At 58.9% G+C, this 17,709-nt stretch carries 17 protein-coding genes and 2 pseudogenes; 14 read left to right on the forward strand and 5 right to left on the reverse strand.

Annotated elements, in window-relative coordinates:
- Positions 1-1,163: 1,163 nt before the first annotated feature.
- The 5 genes and pseudogenes from F2P67_RS06805 to F2P67_RS28040 form a co-directional block, all read left to right on the forward strand.
- Positions 1,164-1,526, forward strand: coding sequence for a DUF6124 family protein (locus F2P67_RS06805; RefSeq protein WP_166218798.1), 363 nt, complete (start codon positions 1,164-1,166; stop codon positions 1,524-1,526).
- A gap of 240 nt (positions 1,527-1,766) precedes the next feature.
- Positions 1,767-2,072 (forward strand): type 1 fimbrial protein, encoded by a 306-nt coding sequence (locus F2P67_RS06810; RefSeq protein ID WP_166218800.1) that lies wholly within the window; start codon positions 1,767-1,769, stop codon positions 2,070-2,072.
- A 111-nt stretch (positions 2,073-2,183) separates the two neighbouring features.
- Entirely contained in the window at positions 2,184-2,423 is a 240-nt protein-coding gene (locus tag F2P67_RS06815; protein WP_103304502.1) for a hypothetical protein, read from the forward strand.
- Between the two features lie 150 nt (positions 2,424-2,573).
- A pseudogene (locus tag F2P67_RS28035) lies at positions 2,574-2,855 on the forward strand (PAS domain-containing protein); the annotation flags it as partial.
- A 303-nt stretch (positions 2,856-3,158) separates the two neighbouring features.
- Positions 3,159-4,163: pseudogene (locus F2P67_RS28040) on the forward strand (methyl-accepting chemotaxis protein); the annotation flags it as partial.
- Between the two features lie 140 nt (positions 4,164-4,303).
- On the opposite strand, the gene F2P67_RS06825 reads toward F2P67_RS28040, so the two are convergent.
- From F2P67_RS06825 to norR, 5 genes are all read right to left on the reverse strand, one after another.
- The gene (locus F2P67_RS06825) at positions 4,304-5,053 is read right to left on the reverse strand and encodes a YkgJ family cysteine cluster protein (RefSeq protein WP_166218804.1); all 750 of its coding nucleotides are present in this window, start codon (positions 5,051-5,053) and stop codon (positions 4,304-4,306) included.
- A gap of 83 nt (positions 5,054-5,136) precedes the next feature.
- Entirely contained in the window at positions 5,137-5,463 is a 327-nt protein-coding gene (locus F2P67_RS06830) for a hypothetical protein (protein WP_166218806.1), read from the reverse strand.
- Between the two features lie 64 nt (positions 5,464-5,527).
- Positions 5,528-5,986 carry a GNAT family N-acetyltransferase gene (locus F2P67_RS06835; RefSeq protein ID WP_166218808.1) on the reverse strand — a complete coding sequence of 153 codons (459 nt, stop codon included), beginning with the start codon at positions 5,984-5,986 and terminating at the stop codon, positions 5,528-5,530.
- 27 nt (positions 5,987-6,013) lie between these two features.
- Positions 6,014-6,916 carry a chemotaxis protein CheV gene (locus F2P67_RS06840; RefSeq protein ID WP_166218810.1) on the reverse strand — a complete coding sequence of 301 codons (903 nt, stop codon included), beginning with the start codon at positions 6,914-6,916 and terminating at the stop codon, positions 6,014-6,016.
- A 142-nt stretch (positions 6,917-7,058) separates the two neighbouring features.
- A complete protein-coding gene (norR, locus tag F2P67_RS06845; protein ID WP_166218812.1) occupies positions 7,059-8,615 on the reverse strand; it encodes a nitric oxide reductase transcriptional regulator NorR in 1,557 nt (518 codons plus the stop codon).
- Positions 8,616-8,777: 162 nt separating this feature from the next.
- Here norR and hmpA point away from each other — a divergent pair, with 162 nt between their 5' ends.
- The 9 genes from hmpA to F2P67_RS06890 all read left to right on the forward strand — a co-directional run bounded on the left by hmpA (position 8,778) and on the right by F2P67_RS06890 (position 17,701).
- Positions 8,778-9,959 carry an NO-inducible flavohemoprotein gene (gene hmpA, locus F2P67_RS06850; protein WP_166218814.1) on the forward strand — a complete coding sequence of 394 codons (1,182 nt, stop codon included), beginning with the start codon at positions 8,778-8,780 and terminating at the stop codon, positions 9,957-9,959.
- Positions 9,960-10,195: 236 nt separating this feature from the next.
- Positions 10,196-10,756: an ester cyclase gene (locus tag F2P67_RS06855; RefSeq protein ID WP_166218816.1), complete on the forward strand. Its 561-nt coding sequence runs from the start codon at positions 10,196-10,198 to the stop codon at positions 10,754-10,756.
- 25 nt (positions 10,757-10,781) lie between these two features.
- Entirely contained in the window at positions 10,782-11,291 is a 510-nt protein-coding gene (locus F2P67_RS06860; RefSeq protein WP_166218818.1) for a disulfide bond formation protein B, read from the forward strand.
- Between the two features lie 825 nt (positions 11,292-12,116).
- Entirely contained in the window at positions 12,117-13,058 is a 942-nt protein-coding gene (gene cyoA / locus F2P67_RS06865) for a ubiquinol oxidase subunit II (protein WP_008084799.1), read from the forward strand.
- 3 nt (positions 13,059-13,061) lie between these two features.
- Complete coding sequence (cyoB, locus tag F2P67_RS06870; RefSeq protein ID WP_166218820.1) at positions 13,062-15,092, forward strand: cytochrome o ubiquinol oxidase subunit I; 2,031 nt, start codon at positions 13,062-13,064, stop codon at positions 15,090-15,092.
- 3 nt (positions 15,093-15,095) lie between these two features.
- A complete protein-coding gene (locus F2P67_RS06875; protein ID WP_007956720.1) occupies positions 15,096-15,722 on the forward strand; it encodes a cytochrome o ubiquinol oxidase subunit III in 627 nt (208 codons plus the stop codon).
- Positions 15,722-16,057, forward strand: coding sequence for a cytochrome o ubiquinol oxidase subunit IV (cyoD, locus tag F2P67_RS06880; protein WP_166218822.1), 336 nt, complete (start codon positions 15,722-15,724; stop codon positions 16,055-16,057). The genes F2P67_RS06875 and cyoD overlap by 1 nt, the downstream gene beginning before the upstream one ends.
- Before the next feature lie 10 nt (positions 16,058-16,067).
- Entirely contained in the window at positions 16,068-16,955 is an 888-nt protein-coding gene (cyoE, locus tag F2P67_RS06885; RefSeq protein WP_053123579.1) for a heme o synthase, read from the forward strand.
- A 254-nt stretch (positions 16,956-17,209) separates the two neighbouring features.
- On the forward strand, positions 17,210-17,701 hold the full coding sequence (locus F2P67_RS06890) for a RidA family protein (protein WP_166218824.1): 492 nt from the start codon (positions 17,210-17,212) through the stop codon (positions 17,699-17,701).
- The last annotated feature ends 8 nt before the right edge of the window (positions 17,702-17,709 follow it).

Consider the following 17,709-nt stretch of genomic DNA (forward strand, 5'->3'; position numbering starts at 1 on the left):
GTTTGGTCGGGGCGGGTTTGAGTGCAAACCATAGGCCGGTGGCTGCCAGGATGATGAGCAGGGTGGCTAGCAGGGCTTTGTGCTTTTGGATTTGCATGCGATGTGGGCGCCGGACGGAGTTTGGGCAGGATTGGGGTATTTATAAACCTGTCTTGCGGTCAGGAGGGTGACGGCTGGCTGTCAGCGCTGTCAGTTTTCTTTGGGTGTATATCCGTTGCTGCGGTAACGGCGGCTTAGGGTTTCGCCCTTACGGCGACTCACTTTTTTTACAAACGCCAAAAAAAAGTAAGCAAAAAAACGCTTGCTCCAACGTGCGGCCCGCTCGCTGGGGCTCGGGGTTCCTTCGCTGCGGGATTGATCCGGGGGGCATCGCCTACGGTTTGCTGCGCTGCACCTCCTCTCGATGTGTTTGGCTGCGCCAAACGGTCGCTGCGCTCCCCCCCCCGGATCAACCCCTCCACTCAGCCTTCCGACGTCGCCCGTGGATCAAGATCAAGAGCAGGCGAGCTGACACTCGGCCTATTGAGTGGTGAAGAGCACAGCGTGGTCGGCTTTGATTCTGTGGTGGGGCTGCCCCTCACCCCAGCCCTCTCCCCGAGGAGAGGGAGCCGGTTTGTGGGCTTTTCAGAAACTGAGTTCGACTCGGTATTTCACGTCGGCGTACCTCCCCCAAACACCTCGGTCAGTCCCCTCTCCCTCTGGGAGAAGGCTAGGGTGAGGGGCTTTTGATCTGTTTCAGAATCTGAGTTCGACTCGGTATTTCACGTCGGCGTACCTCCCCCAAACACCGCGGTCAGTCCCCTCTCCCTCTGGGAGAGGGCTAGGGTGAAGGTTGGCTTTTGGCTGTTTAAATTTGTGTCGAATAACCAGAACCTTCCCACAAGGTTTTCAGGTTGTCCGTCGGACGTGCGCTCTCTAGTCTTTGGTTGTCGCCGAAAACTCGGCGATCGGGTGTGAGAGCCCTTAGGAACTGTTAATCCAACACCAGTACCACCATAATTGCCGCTGGCTATTTGCTGCCCTGCAATTTTTATGGCGGCTGTGTGCGGGCGAACTTCGGTTCGGCCGGGCTTGTTCCTACCGGTTTCTCACTCCGCACATAGCTGCCACCACTCCGCCGCGTGAGAAACGGCACGTGTTGGCTTTTGATTAGGAACATATCTATGACTAAGCCCGTACCCGATCCACCCCTCGAAACCCCGACCCCACTCGAAGACGCTCTCCGCGCCGACGACCAGATCAAAACCCGCGAAGCCATCAAGCGCGCCCTCGATTTCTATCTCTGCCCCGAACCGGTCAAACCACGACAGCCCAGCACGATGTTCCTTATCCAGCCGAACATCGACACCGAAAGTCTGCTCGCCCACGCCTGTGAATCGCTGGCTTCAGCCAACGTCATGGCCAGTGATCTGGCCGATCAGCTCAGCCGTCCGCAACGCAGTACGGCACTGGCGATCCAGCAGATCGTCATGCTCGCCGAACTGGCGGTTAACCGGGCGCTGGATCGGGTTGATCCGCAAACGTAATCCGTCCTCGGACCGCGTCATCGTTCTTCGCGAGCAGGCTCGCTCCTACATTTGAAATGCATTCCCACTGTAGGAGTGAGCCTGCTCGCGATGGCGGTATAACGGTCCCCAAAAGGGACCGATCAGTCCCAATTCGGGACCCATTTGCCAACTACGCTTCTCAAGATCCGTCCCTGCTCGCGGATAAACATTGTGTAGCCCGGGTTTTCTCTGGGTCGCTCATTCCGGGAGTGTCTTGAAATGAAGCTGAAAACCGCTCTGCCGTACGTGCTTCTCTTGCTTCCACTCACAGCCTTCGCCGCGCCAGGCAGTCAATCCGGCGAGATCCGGTTTACCGGGCAGATCGTCGATTCCGGCTGTGAAGTCGGGCGAGTCGGTGCATTGAATACCCGCGAATCCCGCCAGGTCGAAATCAAGCCCGGTCTGAAGCTGGACATCGGTACCTATCGCAACGCGTGCAGCCATGAAACGCTGCCGATGAACATGACCTACGTACCACTAAAGACCTCGACCGACAAAGGCATCGTCGTCATCACGTACCTGTAAACCGTTCGGCTTGTGGCATAAATCTTCAGCTGCCGAGTTGCGGCGCACAGGTATACTGCGCGCCTTCGCGGCTCACTGTTCGGGCCCGACTTTATGCTTTCCGGAGCTTTTATGACTTCCCCAACCCAACCGCCGGTTGACGACGCCGTGAGCGATGTCGCCGCTGAAATGGCTGACGCCAACGAAACCAAAGCCGAGATCCCGGCGTTCAAGTTCCCCTTCAAACCGGGTGAACTGGCCGCTGCCAAAGGCTCGAATCAGCCGTGGTACAAGAACGGCGCCAAGAACGGCCACACCAAGACACCGGGCATGGCGCCGCCGGGCACTCGTCGTTCGATGGGCAAGCGCTGAGTTTCATCCCTCCTTTGTCCATCGCCTGCGATTTTCGGTCGCAGTGATGGCTAAGTGCTCAGATCCTGAGCCAGATCAACGTTTAACCAATTGGTGCGCTTAGAGTCAGCAGCCCTGCCGACTCTTTCCGATAAAACGAGCGCGCTATTCATGAAGATCAATCTCCCGGTGACCGGCCGCAGCGTCGATGTGGCGCTGGATGCGAACATTCTTTCGACCACCGATCTGACCAGCGCGATCACCTACGCCAACGACGATTTCATAAAGATCAGCGGTTACAGCCGCGACGAATTGCTCGGTACGCCGCACAACCTGCTGCGGCATCCGGACATGCCGACGCAGGCATTCGCGCACATGTGGCGGACGCTGAAAAGTGGCCGCTCGTGGATGGGGCTGGTGAAAAATCGTTGCAAGAACGGTGATCACTATTGGGTCAGCGCGTACGTCACGCCGGTCACGCAGAACGGTGCGGCGGTGGAGTATCAATCGGTGCGCACCCGGCCGGATGCCCGGCAAGTGGCGGCGGCGGAGCGGGCGTACGCGCAGTTGCGTGGTGAGCGCAAGGCGCGCTGGCAACGGCCGAATTTCAGCTTGCGCGCAAAGATCACGGCGCTGGCCAGTGGCTTGCTCGCTGGGGTGTTGGGGCTGGAAGCCTGGCTGCGGCCGGAGTCGGCGTGGATTGATGGCGTGACGTTTGTCATCGGCAGTGGCACTTGTGCGCTGGGCGTACGCTGGATTCTGCGGCCGCTGGAGCGGTTGACCGAGCGTGCGCGCCATGTGGCGGATAACCCGCTGAGCCAGGGCATTTATACCGGGCGGCGGGATGAGATCGGGCAGATCGAGTTCGCCCTGCAGATGCTCGAAGCGCAGGTCGGCGCGGTGGTGGGGCGCATCGGTGATGCGTCGCAGCAGTTGGCCGGGCATGCCGCGCAATTGGTCGATCATCTGCAGAGCAGCCACAGCAGTTCACTGGCGCAACAGGCGGAAACCGATCAGGTCGCGGCGGCGATTCATCAGATGGCCGCCAGTGTTGCGCAGGTCGCCAGCCATGCGCAGCAAGCCTCGGTGGCGGCGGACATGGCCGGCACGGAAACCCGTGAAGGGCATTTGCTGGTCGGTGAAAGCCGCAGCGCGGTGTTACGTCTGGCCGAAGAACTGGGGCGAGCGACCGAGGTGATTCATCAACTCGAAGGTCACAGCAGCGAAATTTCCGGCGTGCTGGAGGTGATCCGCAGTATCGCCGAGCAGACCAATCTGCTGGCGCTCAACGCGGCGATCGAAGCGGCGCGGGCGGGGGATGCCGGGCGCGGGTTTGCCGTGGTCGCCGATGAAGTGCGCGGGCTGGCGCAGCGCACGCAGCAATCGACCAATGAAATTCAACGGATGATCAGCACCCTGCAAAGCGGCGCGCGCGATGCGGTGCTGGTCATGCAGCAGAGCAGCGAGCATGTGGATAACAGCGTGGAACAGACACAACGGGCGGCGCGGGCGCTGGATGGCATCAGCGAGCGGGTCGAGCAGATTACCGAGATGAGCCTGCAGATCGCGGCGGCCGTCGAGCAGCAGAGTGCGGTGAGCGAGGACATCAATCGCAACATCGTCAGCATTCGCACCGCGTGTGAGGTGACGGTGGATGAAGGGCGCGAGAGTCAGCGCAATTCCGAGGATGTGGCGGGGCTGGCGGGGGATTTACGCTTGTTGGCGCGGGAGTTCTGGGGGCGGCGGCAGGTTCGGGATTGAGGTTGTCTGTGCCGGCCGCTTCGGGAGCAAGCCCCCTCCCACAGAGATCTGAGTTGTACACAAAATAGGTGACCAACCGATAACCCTGTGGGAGGGGGCTTGCTCCCGAAGAGGCCTGACCAGACGCTAAAGAGCCTGGATCAAGCTGCTCGCAAAGAGATGAACGCATAGGTCTGCGCCGGCTCGCTCACCACCTGCGCTCCGGCCGCCATTACTTGGCCGGCGATGTCATCGCCGGACACATGAAACAGCCATTCACTGTGCGCCTCGTTCTGTGGTTGGGTTTGCACTTGGTCGATCACGCTGGCAAACACCGCCATATTCGGCAAGTACGCGGTGAACCCGTCACCCTTGAGCGCCGTTGTGCGAATCCCGAGCATGGCGCAAATCGCATCCTTGATTCGAATGTCGTCGCGATCCGCCTGCCTTGAGCGCTGGATCAGCTCAATCAGTTCCTGATCCACCAGTTCACCGCCAACGATCAGTTGAGATCCCTGAACCCACGACTCTGGCGGGCAATCCTTGGCCGCCGGGTTGAGCGGGATGTGCGGATTGATTTCCGCCGGATAAATTCGGCACACCAGCGGCCGGCGTTCATAGATCCGGCACAGCTTGTCTTCGTCAAGATTCCGGCAGGGGCCGACGTTGTACGCGGCAAAGGTGATTGCCACATGCGCGTCGGTGGCGCCGCTGCGTACCACCACCGAACGGCGCTCGGCGTGCTCACGCTGTTGCGCCGGCAAGCCCAGACCATTGCCGAGAAACGCCTCAACCAGCACGATCACCTGACCGCCATCCGCCGCCCACATGCGGGCCTCGGCCAGGGTTAGCGGCACATGATGGTCGGTGCAGCATTTGCCGCAGCCTACGCAGGAAAATGTCGTATTCATCGGGCGATCATTCTTCAATCGGGGTGTGGAACGGCGACGTAAAGCCGCCATGCAGACCGGCATCGAAGCAAGTTATGCGCCATTCACTGAGCTTTGGCAGTCGGACGGATCGAGTCCCACTCGGTGACGAACGCGGTTTTCGACTGTTTGTTGTAGAGGCACAGCTCGGTGCCTTGCTGGCCTTTCATGTGTTTTTGCGGGTACTGACCTTGCAGCAACACGGCGGTGTAGCCGACGCGGTCATCGAATTGTGCGGGAGTGCCGACCGGTTTGACGTTTTTCAGGCCGCTGGCCTTGGTGCAACTGGCGAGTACGGTTTTGTCGTAGGCGGCCCAGGCGACAGGGCTGGAGGCTTGGGCCTGAGAGGCGAGGGCGGTGAGGCAGAGCAGGCTGAGGGTGAGGGTTTTCATGGTCAGGCATCCTGGGTCGTGAGTGGCCAGGATTGGAGTATGCCTGATGATGAAAAGTTGTCTGTCAGTCCGGCACCAGTTCCCGGCGGACTACATACATCCCGGCATTTTCATACAGCCGCTGCGCTCGCAGGTTGTCCTCCAGCACCTTCAGATCGACGAAGCCTTCGCGCCTTTGCTGAAACACCTTGAAGGCATGCAGCAACAGTGTCCGACCCAAACCTCGGCCTTGGGCGCACGGATGCACCACCAGATTCTTGATATAGGCACTGGTCCAGCACTGCGCCACACCGACGACACCGTCGGCATCGCAGGCGATGAAGCACAGTTGCGGATCGTATTCAGGATCGTGTTCAAACCGCTGCTGCCAGTCCTCCAGTGACGGCACTCGACCGCCACCTTCGCGGTAACCGAGTTGCATCAGCTCATGCACGGCGGGCGCCAGTTCCGGGTGGTAAGTGCTGACCTTGATTCCTGCTGGCCAGCAGACATCCGGGACGTCTGTTTTCAGATCCCGCCGCATCAAAAAGCAATATGCCTTACACAACACTCAGTGCCCGTTGGCCGCGACGTGCTTGGCCGCTTCGATCAGGCGCTGGGTCAGTTCCGGCGAGGAGAATTTGGTCAACACCGCATTGGCCCCAGCCAACCGTGCTTTCTCGCTGTTCATCGCGCTGTCGAGCGAGGTGTGCAGCAGCACATAAAGGTGGGAGAAGTCCGGCGTCTCGCGCAGGGTGCGGGTGAAGGCATAGCCGTCCATCTCGGACATTTCGATGTCGGAGACGATCAGGTTGATCTGTTGCGCGGTGCCTTGCAGGTCGAGCAGACAGTCGATCGCTTCCTTGGCGCTGCGCGCAGTGTGGCATTGCAGGCCAAGGTTGCGCAGGGTGTGCACTGATTGCTGCAGCGCTACCTGGCTGTCGTCGACCACCAGAATCCGCGCGTTGCCGAGGACTTCGGCATCTTCCATGGTCAGGTCGGTCGGGGCCATTTCGATCTGCGCCGGGGCGATGCTGTGGATGACTTTTTCGATGTCCAGCACTTGCACCAGTGTGCCGTCGACCGAGGTCACGCCGGTGATGTAGGCGCGCGAACCGCCGGAACCGAAGGGCGGCGGTTTGATGTCGGTGGTCAGGCAATGGACGATTTTGCTCACCGCCTGCACGTGCAGGCCTTGCTTCGAACGGCTGACGTCGGTGACGATCAGGCAGCCGCCGTTCGGGTCTTCCAGTGGGCGCTCGCCGATGGCGCGGCTCAGGTCGATGACCGACAGCGATGCGCCGCGCAGGGTAGCGATGCCTTTGACGTGGGGGTGCGACTCCGGCAGCTTGGTCAGCGGCGGGCAGGGAATGATTTCACTGACTTTCAGCAGGTTGATCGCCATCAGCTTGCCGCTGCGCAAGGTAAACAGCAGAAGCGAAAGTGAGTCTGCGCGGGCTTTGTTGGAAGACATAAAAACCTTCTGTGGAAAAAGGTGGTGGGCGAGGGTGCAAATCGCCAAAAACTATTGATGCCGGGTTATCGGCGTCAAAAGGTTGGGCTTTAGGTCCGTTGTCGGCCGGACAAAAATCCCTGTGGCGAGCCGCGTGGAGTGGTTATTTCATGCCCAACCGTTTGGCCATTCTGCCAAGGTTGGCTCTGTCCAGCCCCAACTCCCGAGCCGCACTCGCCCAGTTATCCTGATTACGCTCCAGTGCCGCACCGATCAAGCGCCGCTGATATTCCTCGGTAGCGGCGCGCAGATCCCCGCTGATCAGCGGTACAGAAGCCACCACCCCGGCAACCGGTTCAACCGGGTTATCCACAACCTCACGCGGCAAATCGAGATCGGCGGCACTCAAACTGAGGATCTTTGGCCGCACCTTGCAGTTGCCCAAGGCTTTCAGCGCACTGCGCCCGATCAGGTGCTCCAGTTCTCGCACGTTGCCCGGCCAGGTGTAGGCAAGCAAGGCTTCCTGGGCATCGTTGTTGAGGCGCAGGCTGTTGAGGCCCATGCGCGAGCGGTTCTGCTCGAGAAAGAAGCCGCTGAGCAACAACACATCGCGCCCGCGATCACGCAGCGCCGGAACCCGCAGCGGGTACACGCTCAGGCGATGATAGAAGTCGGCACGATAACGACCGCTGCGCACCTCTTCGGCCAGGTCGCGGTTGGTCGCGGCGATCAGGCGCACATCGACCTGATGTTCCTTGTCGGAACCCAGGCGCTGCAACTGGCCGCTTTGCAGAACCCGCAACAACTTGGCCTGCACGGTCAGCGACAACTCACCGACTTCGTCGAGAAACAGCGTGCCGCCATTGGCCAGTTCGAACTTGCCGCGGCGGTCGCTGGTGGCGCCAGTGAAGGCGCCGCGCACGTGACCGAACAATTCGCTTTCCACCAGAGTGTCCGGCAGGGCCGCGCAGTTGAGGCTGATGATTGGTTTGTCGGCGCGCTTGGAAGCGGCGTGGATCGCCTGGGCTACCAGTTCCTTGCCGACCCCGGTTTCGCCGGTGATCAGCACGGTCAAGTCGCTGCCGCCGACCAGGTTGATTTCTTCCACCAGCCGTTTATGCGCCTTGCTCTGGCCGATCATTTCGCGGTTCTGCTGGCCGCTGGCCTGGCGGTAGACCTCGGCGCGCTGGTGTTCGTCTTCAGCGCGAATCGCCAGACGTTCGATGCGTTCGGCGGCGTTGACTGTGGCTGAGGCGAGGCTGGCAAACGCCTGCAAGGCATCCAGTTCGATCGGTTCGAAGCGCTCCGGATCAAGGGCGTCGAGGGTGATCAGGCCCCAGAGTTTTTCATCGACGAACAACGGACAGCCGAGGCAATCGTGAACTTCGAGATGATCGTCGAGGCCGTCGATGAGTCCGTCGTACGGATCGGGCAAGTCGCTATCGGCGGCGAAACGTGTCGGCCCTTCGCCGGCTAGCAGCACTTCGAAGCGCGGGTGTTCGCTGACCTTGAAGCGTCGGCCGAGAGTGTCGGTGCTCAAACCGTCCACCGCCAGTGGCACCAGCGATTCGCCGTCAAGGCGCAGCAGCGCGGCGGCATCGCAGGGCAGCAGGGCGCGCATGGCTTCGAGCAGGCGTCGATAGCGCTCGCCTTCGGGCAGTTCGCGGGACAGGTCGGAGACCAGTGGGAGCAGGGCGGTGAGCAATGATTTGGCGGACATAGGCTTGTAGTCAAAGAGACACGTTGTAGTCGAAGCGACTATAGAGGTGCTTGTGTCGATCTGACTACATAATTTTCAAGCTATTGATTTGTATAAAAAAATAGTTGGCACGAATACTGGAATGGATAAGGCACTTTTAGAGAAAGCTCAGGAGTCACCCTTATGCTTAGCGTCCAGGATCGTGCCATCGTCAAATCCACTGTGCCTCTGCTGGAAAGCGGCGGTGAAGCGCTGATCACCCATTTCTACCGCATGATGCTCTCCGAGTACCCGGAAGTCCGCCCGCTGTTCAACCAGGCCCACCAGGCCAGCGGTGACCAGCCCCGTGCCCTGGCCAACGGCGTGTTGATGTACGCGCGGCACATCGATCAGCTCGATCAGCTAGGCGATCTGGTAGCGAAGATCATCAACAAGCACGTGGCCCTGCAGATCCTGCCGGAGCACTACCCGATCGTCGGCACCTGCCTGCTGCGCGCGATCTCCGAAGTGCTCGGCGAAGAAATCGCCACGCCGGAAGTGATGAGTGCCTGGGGCGCGGCTTACGGGCAACTGGCCGATATCCTGATCGGCGCCGAAACCGCCATTTATGACCAGAAGGAGCAAGCCGTCGGCGGCTGGCGCGGGGCGCGGGAATTCATCGTCACGGCCAAGGTCGAGGAGAGCGCGGAAATCATTTCGTTCTACTTCGAACCCGCGGACAAAGGCCCGATTCTGGCGGCCGAGCCGGGTCAGTACATCGGCATAAAATTGATCCTCGACGGCGAAGAAATCCGCCGCAACTACTCGCTGTCGGCGCTGGCGAACAAAGGTCAGTACCGCATCAGCGTCAAACGCGAACCGGGTGGCCGTGCCTCTAACCATTTGCACGATCAACTGCAAGTCGGCGCCAGCATTCAGCTGTTCCCGCCATCGGGCGAATTCACCCTGACTACCAGCGACAAACCGCTGGTGCTGATCAGCGGCGGCGTCGGCATCACCCCGACTCTGGCCATGCTGGAAGCGGCGCTGCAAACCGAGCGTCCGGTGTACTTCATCCACAGTGCGCGCAACGGCAGCGTGCACGCGTTCCGTGACTGGATCGACGGTCTGGCCGAGCGTCATCCGCAGCTCAAACGCTTCTATTGCTACGCCGAAGATGACGGCGTGAGCCCGGCAGCGGACAAGGTCGGGATGTTGAGTCAGGAATTACTCGGCGAATGGCTGCCGGCGCAGCGTGACGTCGATGCTTACTTCCTCGGGCCGAAAGGCTTCATGGGCGCGATCAAGCGACACCTGCAAGCGCTGGGTGTGCCGGAGAAGCAGAGCCGGTATGAGTTCTTCGGGCCGGCAGCAGCTTTGGAATAACACTCAAGACCGAGTCGTCTGCATCGCGGGCAAGCCCGGCCCCACAGAATTCATGCCGTCCACAAAAACCGTGAACGACGCTGACCCTGTGGTAGCCGGGCTTGCCCGCGATTGCGTCCCTACGGTCTCGATTCTTAAAAAGTGTTTAAAGGTTAATCGTTTCTTAACCGGTTTATCGTTTATTCCCCGATGCTGATGATAGGCGCTCGTTCGTTTACAAGATCAGGATCGCCCCCATGTCGCACATCGCTCTGTCCCGTCATTTCAGCCTTGCTGCTTTGGGCTTGTCGGCCGCCTTGCTGGCCAGCCCTTTCGCTTCTGCCGAATCTGCCCTGATCAAACCGCAGACGCTGATCGTCGATCAGAGTCTGCCCAAGGCACAACTAGAGGCGATGGAACTGGCGGCGCGGCGTTACGGCAGTTTCTGGGATTCAGGCGAGGAGGCGTTGGCCGCCGCTGCCTTGTCGCCGCAATTTGTCGACAAGACGCCACCCGAAGGCCGAGTGCAAGGGCCGACCGGGCCATTGCTGGCGTCGAAGTTCTTTCGCACAGCGGTTCCGGATTTGAGCTGTGACATCGAGCAAATGATCATCGCCGGTGATCGCGTAGTGGTGCATCTGCACTTTCGCGGGCATTTCACCGGCACGTTCAAGGCTCTCAAAGGGCAGGGCCAGCGTGTAGACTTCCGGGCAACCGATATCTATCAGATCGACAACGGTCGCATCGCGGCCAATTGGCATATCGAAGACAACATCAGCCTGATGGCGCAACTGCAAGCGCAGCCGCCGGCCAGCTGAACCATGGACATGAAAGGGAAACGCGATGAGCGAGGAAACGATTCGATTGGGACGTGAGCGGCGCTTTCTGGTGCTGCTGGGGATCATCTGCCTGGCGCTGATCGGTGGCGCGCTGTACATGCAAATCGTGCTCGGCGAAGCGCCATGCCCGCTGTGCATCCTGCAACGTTACGCCTTGCTGCTGATCGCCGTGTTCGCGTTCATCGGTGCGGCCATGCGCACTCGCCGCAGCATCACGGTATTTGAAGTGCTGGTGGTGATTTGCGCGATTGCTGGCGCCGGTGTCGCCGGGCATCACGTGTATACCCAGTTCTATCCGGCAGTGAGTTGCGGCATCGATGTGTTGCAGCCGATTGTCGATGATCTGCCGCTGGCGAAGATCTTCCCGCTGGGCTTCCAGGTTGATGGCTTCTGCTCGACGCCGTACCCGCCGATCCTCGGTCTGTCGTTGGCGCAATGGGCGCTGGTGGCATTCGTGCTGGTGGTGATTCTGGTGCCGCTGCTGACCTCGCGTAACCGAAAAGCACTGCGCTGAGTCAACTCTTCGGCATTCTTGCCGATACAGAAAGCGCCCCGATTTGCGTATCAGCCAATCGGGGCGTTTTGCATTTCATGGCGTTTGTGAAAACACCGTGACGAATGGCAAGGAAGGCTGCGGCAAGTGTGCGACATGTTGTCACACGCGCAGTGTCGCAGTGGCTTTCAGGGGCGCCGATTGGGGCGTTGTTACAAAAAAGGATTGGTCTGTTTCAGCGTTTTGCTGCTTTTGCACGCGAGTGCCAGATCAGGCAGTTTTAACACGCTCTGGCAATTGGCCAGAAGCCTTGGAATATCGGGCTTTGCGCTGATCCGGCATTCGGAAAAAGCCTTCGGAGCTGTCTGAACTGAGGCGGATACACCTACATTTTTTGGTGTTTTTGTTGAGAATCGATTTCGATAACATGCGGAACTTTTGCAAAAACGGTGATGGATTGTTGCCCGAACGGATAAAAATTATTTCGGGATAAGACATGGTGTATAGGGCGCTACCTATCTACAATCGCCCGCACTGAATTCCCGGCACTGTTCAGCCTTTATTAAGGAGGCGAGCAGGAAGTCGGGTGTCGAGCAGGCCGAAAGGCTTTCAAGACACCCAGGTGTCGGTGCCTTCCAACTTTCCGCACCAAATGGAATTGGTCTGTAACAAGGCCTTTGACCACGAATTCGAATAAGAACTCACCGCTGTCCCAGGATTTGTCGAGCGTCTGACGCGCGACGGGCGGCCCTTATTCAATCCAAAGAAAATGCCAACCCTTGGCAGGGTGAAGTGTTGGCGATCAAAACCCAACTGCATTGCGCAAGCTGCTTTAGAGGTCGTGAGATGAGTAAAAACAGGTACCCCAGATTACTAGGCCTAGTGCCGCTGCTCGGCACGTTGTTGCTGGGAGGCTGCAACATGACCTTGCTCAATCCAACGGGCCAGGTCGGCCTGGAACAGCGCAACCTGATCATCACCGCGACCCTGCTGATGCTGTTGGTCGTTGTGCCGGTTATCGTCATGACCTTCCTGTTCGCCTGGAAGTACCGCGCGTCGAACAAGAACGCCGTCTACACCCCGAAATGGTCGCACTCGACCAAAATCGAAGTGGCTGTGTGGACTATCCCGGTCCTGATCATCATTGCCCTGGGTTACATCACCTACATCTCCACCCACGAACTGGACCCGTATCGTCCAATCGAATCCGACGTCAAGCCTGTGACCATCGAAGTGGTCGCGCTGGACTGGAAGTGGCTGTTCATCTACCCGGAACAAGGCATTGCCACGGTCAACAAGATCGTGTTCCCGGCGCACACGCCAATCAACTTCAAGATCACCTCTGACGCTGTGATGAACTCGTTCTTCATCCCGGGTCTGGGCGGCCAGATCTACGCGATGGCGGGCATGCAGACCAAGCTGCACCTGATCGCTGACCGCAACGCTGAAATGGACGGTATCTCCGCCAACTACAGCGGCGCAGGTTTCACCGGCATGAAGTTCAAAGCTATCTCTACGACTCAGGAAGATTTCGACGCCTGGGTGAGTGAAGTCAAGAAGTCACCTAAACAGCTTGATCAAGCTGAATACGCAGCCCTTGCCAAGCCAAGCCAGAACAACCCAGTCGAGCTCTACTCCTCGGTCACGCCGAACCAGTTCCAGATCATCGTCGACAAGTACGAAGGTATGAAGCCGGGCAAGCCGCTGAAGCACGAGAAGAAAGAGAAAGAAGTGGCGGCCACGGAAATTGACTCGAGTTCGCATTCAGCTGCCGGGGCAGAGGAGTAAACGATGTTTGGTAAATTAAGTTGGGAAGCAGTCCCATTCCACGAGCCGATCGTGATGGTGACCATCGCCATGATCGCCCTCGGTGGTCTGGCGCTGTTCGCTGCAATCACCTACTTCAAGAAGTGGACTTACTTGTGGACCGAGTGGTTGACCTCGGTCGACCACAAGAAAATCGGCGTGATGTACATCATCGTCGCCATGGTCATGCTGCTGCGCGGCTTCGCCGACGCCATCATGATGCGTACCCAGCTGGCCATGGCCACCGAGGGTTCGCCTGGCTACCTGCCACCTGAACACTATGACCAGATCTTCACCGCTCACGGTGTGATCATGATCATCTTCATGGCGATGCCATTCTTCACCGGCCTGATGAACCTTGCAGTGCCGCTGCAGATCGGCGCGCGTGACGTTGCCTTCCCGTTCCTGAACTCCCTGAGCTTCTGGCTGCTGGTATCCGGCGTTGTGCTGATCAACCTGTCCCTGGGCGTCGGCGAATTCGCCAAGACCGGTTGGGTTGCGTATCCACCGCTGTCGGGTCTGCAGTACAGCCCTGGCGTGGGCATGGACTACTACATCTGGGCGCTACAGCTATCCGGGTTAGGTACAACGTTAACGGGGGTTAACTTCCTCGCGACCGTGCTGAAAATGCGTACCCCAGGCATGAAACTGATGGACATGCCGATCTTCACCTGGACCTGCACCTGGGCAAACGTTCTGATCGTGGCTTCGTTCCCGATCCTGACCGCTACCCTGGCACTGCTGACCCTTGACCGTTACATGGATTTCCACATTTTCACCAATGAACTTGGTGGCAATCCAATGATGTACGTCAACCTGTTCTGGGCGTGGGGCCACCCTGAGGTTTACATCCTGATCCTGCCGGCATTCGGCATCTTCTCGGAAGTGATCTCGGCCTTCACCGGCAAGAAACTGTTCGGTCACCACTCGATGATCTACGCTTCGGGCGCGATCTCGGTACTGGGCTTCATGGTTTGGCTGCACCACTTCTTCACCATGGGTTCGGGTGCCAGCGTCAACGCCTTCTTCGGTCTGGCGACGATGCTGATTTCCATCCCGACGGGTGTGAAGCTATTCAACTGGCTGTTCACCATCTACCAGGGCCGTCTGCGCTTCACCAGCCAGGTTCTGTGGACTCTGGGCTTCATGGTGACCTTCGCCATCGGCGGCATGACCGGCGTACTGCTGGCCATCCCGGGTGCTGACTTCGTTCTGCACAACAGCCTGTTCGTGATCGCGCACTTCCACAACGTGATCATCGGCGGCGCGGTATTCGGTTACATCGCAGGTTTCGCGTTCTACTTCCCGAAAGCGTTCGGCTTCAAGCTGCACGAAGGCTGGGGTAAAGCAGCGTTCTGGTTCTGGATCTCGGGCTTCTTCGTCGCGTTCATGCCGCTCTATGCACTGGGCTTCATGGGCATGACCCGTCGTCTGAACGCCACCACCAACCCTGAGTGGGTACCGTACCTGTACGTTGCCATGTTCGGTGCGGTGATGATCGCTGTGGGTATCGCCTGCCAGCTGATCCAGCTGTACGTGTCGGTACGTGACCGCAACAAGCCAGAGAACGTTTGCGATCACGGTGACCCGTGGAATGCACACACCCTGGAATGGTCGACCTCGTCGCCACCTCCGTTCTACAACTTCGCTGTGCTGCCTAAGGCTGACTGCATCGACCCGTTCACCGAAGCCAAGGAAAACGGTACTGCGTACCAGCGTCCGGCGAAGTACGAGCCGATCCACATGCCGAACAACACCGCCACTGGCGTAGTGATGGGCGCACTGTTGACCGTCTTCGGTTTCGCGATGATCTGGCACATCTGGTGGTTGGCGATCGCCAGCCTGGCCGGCACTGTCATCTACTTCGTGATCCACGCTGCACGTGACGACCAGGGCTACATGGTTCCGGTTGAAACGATCGAGCGCATCGAAGCCGAGCAGCACAAGCGTCTGGTAGCGGCCGGGAAGATCCCTGCTTCCGCGACCCGTGTTGAAACCAAGTTGGAACAGGCTTAAACAATGTCGAACTTAGTGACCAATGCTGGACACGCCCATGGCCACGACCATGGGCACGATGACCATCACCACGACTCGGGCGAGATGACCGTATACGGTTTCTGGCTCTACCTGATGACCGACTGCATTCTGTTTGCGTCGATCTTCGCGGTGTACGCGGTACTGGTAAACAACGTTGCCGGTGGCCCGTCGGGCCACGACATCTTCGAACTGCCTTACGTGCTGGGCGAAACCGCTCTGCTGTTGTTCAGTTCGATCACCTACGGCTTCGCCATGCTGGCGTTGTACAAAGGTAAAAAGCAGCAGGTTCTGGGCTGGTTGTTCATGACCTTCCTGCTCGGCGCAGGCTTCATCGCCATGGAGATCAACGAGTTCCACCTGCTGATCTCCGAGGGCTTCGGTCCTAGCCGTTCGGGCTTCCTGTCCGCGTTCTTCACCCTGGTCGGTACCCACGGTCTGCACGTGTCCGCAGGTCTGATCTGGATGGGCATCATGATGTACCAGGTCAACAAGCACGGCCTGACGGCGACCAACAAGACCCGTCTGAGCTGCCTGAGCCTGTTCTGGCACTTCCTGGACGTGGTGTGGATCTGCGTATTCACCGTTGTTTACCTGATGGGGACCCTGTAATGGCTAATGCACACTCCCATGACAGCCATGATGCTGGCCACGGCAGCGCAAAGTCGTACGCCATCGGCTTCATCCTGTCGGTAATCCTGACCGTTATCCCGTTCGGCCTGGTGATGTACCCGACCTTGCCGAAGTCGACGACGCTGGCAATCGTTCTGTTGTTCGCCGTGATCCAGGTGATCGTTCACCTGTATTACTTCCTGCACCTGGACCGTTCCATCGCTCAGCGTAACAACGTGATTGCGTTTGTCTTCACGGCCATCGTGATCGTGCTGCTGGTTGGCCTGTCGCTGTGGATCATGTTCAGCATCCACACGTACATGATGGCGAAGTGAGGTAGACCCGATGTCGCTCAAGCACTTTATCCAAATCACCAAACCGGGGATCATTTTCGGTAACGTGCTTTCTGTGGCAGGCGGGTTCTTCCTGGCCTCGAAAGGGCATGTCGATCTGGCCGTGTTTCTGGCAGCCATGATCGGCACCTCCCTGGTCGTCGCCTCCGGTTGCGTGTTCAACAACTGCATCGACCGCGACATCGACCTGAAGATGGAACGCACCAAGAACCGGGTGCTGGTTCAGGGCTTGATCTCCCTGAAACTGGCCCTGGTCTATGCGACCATTCTGGGTGTTCTCGGCGTTGCATTGTTGTACAAGGTGGCCAACCCGTTGGCTGCTTTGTTCGCCGTAATCGGCTTCGTTATCTACGTCGGCTTCTACAGCCTGTACCTCAAGCGCAAGTCGGTTCACGGCACGCTGGTGGGCAGTCTGTCGGGCGCCATGCCGCCGGTGATCGGCTACGTGGCCGTGACCAACAGCTTCGACATGGCCGCGCTGACCCTGCTGGTGATGTTCAGCCTGTGGCAGATGCCGCATTCCTACGCCATCGCGATCTTCCGCTTCAACGATTACCTGGCCGCATCGATTCCGGTGTTGCCAGTGAAGCGCGGGATCCAAGTGGCCAAGAAGCACATCCTGCTCTACATCCTGGCGTTCCTCGTGGCGACCTTGATGCTGACCTTCAGCGGCTACGCCGGCATGAGCTACCTCGCCGTCGCTGCCGCCATGGGCATGTACTGGTTGTACATGGCCTGGACCGGCTACAAGGCGGTGGATGACACGGTCTGGGCACGCAAGCTGTTCGTGTTCTCGATCTTCACCATCACCGCGCTGAGCGTCATGATGTCTCTGGACTTCAAGGTGCCGGCCGAGCTGCTGCTGACGTACGCGCCGTAAGGTTTGAATGCTGCACAGAAACCCCGCCATTGAGAAATGTGCGGGGTTTTTTGTTGCCTCGGCTCAGGGCCGGTTTTCTTTTGAATACGAGGTCTGGCAACCAATGATTAGCGGGAATCGACAGGTTGCGGTCGCTGGGTAAAAGCCCTAGATTTGGATCCAGCCATGTCGATGACCAGCCGTATTTGCGATGTCCGGCGCTCATCCTTCATGAACCTTCTGCACTTCATGCATCGATCAAGAGGCTGGGCGAAATGACTGAGAGGATGACCTGCGACGAGCGCTTCATTGTCCTGGCAAAAGAGCTGAACTACGACATCAATGGCGAGAACACCGTGGGCGGTAATTATGCACCGCTGGTGCGTCACCGCGATGAGCTGTACATCAGTGGCATGGTGCCGCGCACCGAAGGGAAGATTCAGTACCCGGGCCGGGTTGGTCTGGAGTTGACCCTCAAGGATGCGCAAGCGGCGGCGAGTATCAGCGCCATGCGGTGCCTTGCTTTCATCGTTGATGCGGTGGGCTCGCTGGACAAAGTCAGGGCGCTGCTGCGGGTCACGGTCTACGTGAAATCGACCCCGGATTTCGTCGACCTTAGCGAAGTCGCCAACGGCGCTTCCGACGTTTTCAGCCACGTATTGGGTGATGCCGGTCGCCACACCCGGACAACGGTCGGCGTTTACCAATTGCCGAAAAATGCCGCCATTGAAGTGGACATGATCGCGGCATTGCACCCAGTCGCGTAATCCCGCGA

Origin of the sequence: Pseudomonas atagonensis (assembly GCF_011369485.1) — a bacterium.
GTDB lineage: Bacteria > Pseudomonadota > Gammaproteobacteria > Pseudomonadales > Pseudomonadaceae > Aquipseudomonas > Aquipseudomonas atagonensis.